This window comes from Eubacterium ramulus, from assembly GCF_003122485.1.
Taxonomy (GTDB): domain Bacteria; phylum Bacillota; class Clostridia; order Lachnospirales; family Lachnospiraceae; genus Eubacterium_I; species Eubacterium_I ramulus_A.
Genome location: NZ_JRFU01000011.1, coordinates 25,771 through 31,979, shown reverse-complemented (window position 1 = coordinate 31,979; position 6,209 = coordinate 25,771). Strand labels below are relative to the sequence as shown.

5 protein-coding genes are annotated in these 6,209 nt (G+C 39.6%); all 5 read left to right on the top strand.

The features are described from left to right. Nucleotides 1-186: hypothetical protein (locus tag LG34_RS16905; protein ID WP_207657008.1), on the top strand; the 186-nt coding region annotated here is incomplete at its 5' end. Next, on the top strand, nucleotides 150-665 hold the full coding sequence (locus LG34_RS01315) for a hypothetical protein (RefSeq protein WP_109214520.1): 516 nt from the start codon (nucleotides 150-152) through the stop codon (nucleotides 663-665). The genes LG34_RS16905 and LG34_RS01315, both read left to right, overlap by 37 nt. 178 nt (nucleotides 666-843) lie before the next feature. Beyond that, nucleotides 844-1,410 (top strand): VanZ family protein, encoded by a 567-nt coding sequence (locus LG34_RS01310; RefSeq protein ID WP_242979766.1) that lies wholly within the window; start codon nucleotides 844-846, stop codon nucleotides 1,408-1,410. A gap of 458 nt (nucleotides 1,411-1,868) precedes the next feature. After that, nucleotides 1,869-3,566: an AAA family ATPase gene (locus LG34_RS01305; protein WP_109214519.1), complete on the top strand. Its 1,698-nt coding sequence runs from the start codon at nucleotides 1,869-1,871 to the stop codon at nucleotides 3,564-3,566. A gap of 138 nt (nucleotides 3,567-3,704) precedes the next feature. Further along, nucleotides 3,705-6,116, top strand: a complete 2,412-nt coding sequence (gene leuS / locus LG34_RS01300; RefSeq protein WP_109214518.1) for a leucine--tRNA ligase — start codon at nucleotides 3,705-3,707, stop codon at nucleotides 6,114-6,116. Nucleotides 6,117-6,209: the final 93 nt, after the last annotated feature.

Here is a 6,209-nt window from a genome sequence, read left to right as displayed (position 1 = left end):
GTGGCTCTCAAAGTCCGGACAGGTGGCTCAAAGAGCCCCGGAATAATCATGCTCCGGAAAGATATGCACTATTTTTCCGGAAAAGAGTGCTCTGAATCTTTGGAAAGCATGCACTATTGCATTGGAATACTCAGCCAGAAAGCACAGATATGGAAAAGATACAAAAGAATTGCTATCGAATACTGAAACTGATGAGAAATGCTATGCAACATAATTTGAGTGGTGTGACCATAGGTCCGCAGGAATATATTTTTAGTTATTCCAACAGAAATACAGTATTTCAACTTGAAATATCCAGAGCTGCAGTGGAGTATTTATATTCTATAATTCTTAATTTGATAAAAGGACAAGTATATGGGCTAATAACGTTGGGACACTATGAAGAAACGTTAAAAGAGTTTTATAAACGAATGTTGTCTGGGATTGTAGTGCTGGAAGATGAGTTTGGAACAGGAGTTTCAAATCAGATTTCTGGTATGTTACAAGGGTTTCGGGTTGGGGTTCGGTATCCACTGGAGAATCCACGGTTCTATAAGGAAACAGAAGATGAAGTGATTTTTTTGTTTTATGAGACTGGTAGTCAGAAATATGCCGTGGATTATATGTATTATTTGAGAGATAATTGTTATGTGCTGCCGGAAGAATTTTTGATGAGGAATCGGTGAAATTTATTGGATTTCAGAAAAGCTTGCTGATTGAGAGATGGAAGAAAGTAGATGATTTTTAGTAGCGGAAACGTAAAGTAAAAATCGAAGCGTATGGTATGTTTTGAAATTTCTTTATTAATTGATCATCCGGTGCAGACAATAATGATGCTAATTATATTTATTGGAGGAACTGTGATTGGACATTTATCAGATTTTTATAACACATAACAGAATGTGGTCCGGTCAGGAAATCCTGGTGTTTGGCAGTATTTTTATGATAGTGTTGTTTTGTTGTGTGTGTGCAGTCCGCTGTGGAAAAATAAATAAAATTCAGGTAGCATCAGGATTGTCATTGCTTGTATTTCTTGGAATTGTATATGGATCTACCGTTTTTACAAGGTCTGTAGGAACCAGACAATACGAACTGATTCCGTTCTGGTCCTGGTGGGAAGTGATCAGTCACCATGATCAGTCCTTGTTACAGGAAGATTTGCTGAATTGTATGTTATTGATGCCGATGGGAGTGTTGCTGCCATTGATGGTAAAGAAAAAAGTCCATCCCTGGCAGGCGTTTCTGGCAGGAATCTGTGTATCCGCCTGTATTGAGATCAGTCAGCTTATTTTCCTGCGCGGACTGTTTGAATGGGATGATATGATTCACAATGCGTTTGGCTGTATGGTTGGATGTATCCTATGTAATATGGTGGTTCGCCGAGATAACAAAATACGAAAAAAGAATAAGGCAGAGGGACAGAGTTCGTAAATCATGGATTTCTGTTCTTTTTTTGTAAGCGCTTAATTTCTGGGTAGATAGTTATCTATATGTACTTGATGAAGATCCGGTTAAGGAAGCAATGAAGCTTGTAAATGGGGAAGAGTCATAAAGTGGGATGTTAAATTGGCTGTTTATTTTTTATGATCTTAGAATGGTTGTGGATAAGGTGTCGACACCATAAAAATATTATAAAATTAATTCAATCGTCATTGACGGAATAGAACGCAGATGCTACACTTTGTGTAAGCATTTAGTGTTCTATTTTTCTTTTTAACAGGCGGAAGCCAGTCTTTATTCTAAAATGATCGACAGAATTTCTTAATGCTTGAATTTCAAACTACAACAAAACAAGCAGAAAAGATTTTGTACATGATTTTTAGAAGAAGATAAAAATAGTGCAGACTTTATAAAAAGCGTTTGATACTACAAAGATGTAGGGGGCAGAAATGACTGAAAAATTAAAATTACCAATTGGATTAGAAAATTTTGAAGAAATCAGAAAATCAGGTTTTTACTATGTGGACAAAACAAAATTAATTGAACAATTGCTGGAAGAGTGGGGAAAAGTGAATCTTTTTACCAGACCACGGCGTTTTGGAAAAACATTGAATATGAGTATGATTCGGTATTTTTTTGAAGTTGGAACAGACAAGACATTATTTGATGGTCTCTATATTTCACAAAATGAAAAATTATGTGAACAGTATATGGGAAAATTTCCGGTAATTTTTCTTTCACTGAAAAGTGTGGAAGGATTAAATTTTGAAAGTGCAAAATACCGACTTTGTGATTTGGTAGGGAAAGAAGCCAGACGATTTATGTTTTTATTAGATAGTGATAATTTGACAGAGGAAGACAAAAATATATACCGTGCAATGATTGCTATGCAGGATGGCAAGTATGTAATGAGTGAAGATATCCTTATCTCTTCTTTGCAGATATTGTCAGAGCTTCTATATAAGCATCATGGAATAAAAACTGTTATTTTGATTGATGAATATGATGTTCCGCTGGATAAGGCTTTCCAGAATGGTTATTACAGAGAAATGGTGTCATTGATCCGGGCTATGTTTGGCCTGGCATTGAAAACAAATGATTTTCTGCAGTTTGCCGTTTTGACTGGTTGTCTGCGTATTGCCAAAGAAAGTATATTTACTGGTTTAAATAATTTTAATGTATTGTCGGTTATGAGTCCTCAATTTGATGAATGTTTTGGCTTCACAGATGAGGAAGTGAAGGAAATGCTGGCATATTATGGACTTTCAGAACATTATGAGCAAATGAAACAATGGTATGATGGGTATCTGTTTGGAAATATTTTGGTATATTGCCCTTGGGACGTGATCAATCATTGTAGGGATTTGCGCGTTGATTCAGACGCGTTCCCGGAAGACTACTGGTCAAATACAAGTGGAAATGGCATTGTACGTCGGTTTATTGATAAAGCAAATATGCAGACAAAGTCTGAAATTGAGCAATTGATTGCCGGTGAAGAGATTGTAAAAGAAATTCGTCAGGAACTTACTTATGATGAACTTGATAAGACCATTGATAATCTGTGGAGCGTACTTTTTACAACCGGCTATCTGACTCAGCGCGGCAGGGTTGACGGCAGATGCTATCGTTTGGCTATTCCGAACAGAGAAATTCGGGAATTGTTTATTACACAGATTCGGGAATGGTTTAAGGACTCTGTTGGAAGAGACAGAACAACTTTAGATGATTTTGCAGCGGCAATGTTGAGGGGAGATGAATCTCAGGTAGAAAAGATTTTTGGGGATTATCTCTGGAATACAATCAGTATTCGTGACACTGCTGTTTCGAAGAATCGAAAAGAAAATTTTTATCACGGCATTTTACTTGGATTATTTGGGTTTATGGATAATTGGATCGTGAAATCCAATGTGGAATCCGGTATCGGTTATAGTGATATATTGATTGAGGCATTTGACTGTCGCGTGGGTATCGTGATTGAAATGAAATATGCAGAAGACGGAAATCTGGATGCGGCATGCAAAAAAGCACTTGGGCAGATTGAGGAAAAATCATATGAAGCCAGATTAAAGGAAGATGGAATGCGTACGATTTTGAAATATGGAATTGCATGTTATAAAAAAAACTGTCGTGTGGCAGTAAAAAAATAAATATGAATTTCGGTATTTCTGTTCTTTTTTTGATGGTTAGATTAGCGGAAACCTTGACAAATGCAGTGGTTGTGTTAAAATTTCTACAGACTATGTCCACGAAAGAGAAAGAGGGACAATCTGTTAGGAGGAATGAAAATGGCTGTACCGTACAATCACAGAGAGATTGAACAGAAATGGCGCAAAATCTGGGAAGAACACCCGGTTAATGTAAATGATGGTAAGAAACCGAAATACTACTGTCTGGATATGTTTCCATACCCGTCAGGCAATGGTCTGCATGTAGGACACTGGAGAGGATACGTTATCTCCGATGTATGGAGCAGGTATAAAATGCTGAACGGATATTATCTGATTCATCCGATGGGATGGGATGCATTCGGACTTCCGGCTGAGAACTACGCAATCAAGATGGGCGTACATCCGGAGAAATCCACAGCAGAGAATATTGCAAATATCAAACGCCAGATCAAAGAGATCGCTGCTGTTTATGACTGGGACATGGAAGTAAACACAACCGACCCGAACTTCTATAAATGGACGCAGTGGATTTTTGTAAAAATGTTCAAAGCAGGTCTTGCTTATCAGAAAGAGATGCCGATCAACTGGTGTCCGTCCTGTAAGACAGGTCTTGCAAACGAGGAAGTTGTAAATGGTAAATGTGAGCGTTGCGGCGCTGATGTTACCAAGAAAAACCTGAATCAGTGGATGTTAAAGATCACAGCATACGCTGATCGTCTGTTAGATGATCTTGACAAACTTGACTGGCCGGAGAAAGTTAAAAAGATGCAGACGGACTGGATCGGAAAGAGCCACGGTGCAGAAGTTAACTTTAAGGTTGAGGATACAGACAAAGAGATCACTGTATACACCACAAGACCGGATACCTTACATGGTGCGACATTCCTTGTTCTGGCTCCGGAGCATGCAATGGCAAAAGAGCTTGCAAACGATGAGACAAGAGCAGCAGTAGAAGATTATATTTACCAGTCTTCTCTGAAATCTTCTGTAGACCGTCTGCAGGACAAAGAGAAAACAGGTGTATTTACCGGAAGTTATGCGATCAACCCGATCAATGGTGCAAAAGTACCAATCTGGCTGTCTGATTATGTATTAGCTGACTACGGTACAGGTGCGATCATGTGTGTACCGGCTCATGATGACCGTGACTTCGAGTTCGCAACCAAATTCAATATTCCGATCATTCAGGTTATCGCAAAAGATGGCAAAGAGATCGAGAATATGACAGAGGCTTATACCGAAGCAAAAGGTACTATGATCAACTCCGGCGAGTGGAACGGAATGGAATCTTCTGTTTTGAAGAAAGAAGCTCCACACATCATCGAGGAGAGAGGCATTGGTAAAGCTACCACAAACTACAAACTGAGAGACTGGGTATTCTCCCGTCAGCGTTACTGGGGCGAGCCGATCCCGATCGTTCATTGTCCGGATTGTGGACCTGTTCCGGTTCCGGAAGAAGAACTTCCGCTGTTACTGCCGGAAGTTGAGTCCTATCAGCCGACAGGTACCGGTGAATCTCCGCTGGCAGACATTACAGACTGGGTAAACACAACCTGCCCGTGCTGTGGAAAACCTGCAAAACGTGAGACAAATACCATGCCGCAGTGGGCAGGATCTTCCTGGTATTTCCTTCGTTATGTAGATAACAAAAATGAGAAAGAACTGGTTTCCAGAGAAAAAGCAGACAAATATCTGCCGGTTGATATGTATATCGGTGGTGTTGAGCATGCAGTACTGCATCTGCTTTACTCCAGATTCTATACAAAATTCCTGTGCGATATCGGTGTGATCGACTTTGACGAACCGTTCCATAAACTGTTCAACCAGGGTATGATCACCGGTAAAAACGGTATCAAGATGAGTAAATCGAAAGGAAATGTAATCTCACCGGATGATCTGGTTCGTGATTACGGCTGTGATTCTCTGCGACTTTACGAGCTGTTCGTAGGACCGCCAGAACTGGATTCTGAATGGGATGATAGAGGAATTGATGGTGTATACCGTTTCATCACACGTTTCTGGAAACTGATTCTGGATAACAAGGATGCTGATGTCAAAGAGACAAAAGAGCTGGTAAAAGTTCGTAACAAACTGGTTTACGATATCACCACACGTCTGGAGAGCTTCAGCCTGAATACCGTTATTTCCGGATTCATGGAGTACAATAACAAACTCATCGATATGGCGAAAAAGGGCGGTGTAGATAAAAAGACATTAGAGACATTTGTTGTTCTGATGGCACCGTTTGCACCACATATCAGCGAAGAACTGTGGAGTCAGCTTGGTCATGAGGATTCTGTCTTCCATGAGACTTGGCCGACATACGATGAGAATGCTATGAAAGATGACGAGAAAGAGCTTGCTGTACAGATTAATGGAAAGACAAAATGTGTTGTTACACTTCCGGCTGACGTAAGCAAAGAGGATGCCATCGCAGCAGGTAAGGCAGCACTTGGCGATAAACTGACAGGAAATGTGATTAAAGAGATCTATGTTCCAGGCAGAATCATCAACATCGTAGCAAAATAATCCATTTTACCTATGAATATTTGAGTATACAGAAAAGATATTGAGATCAGATGCAGATAAATAAATTTGTATCAGATGTCAGTATCTTTTCTT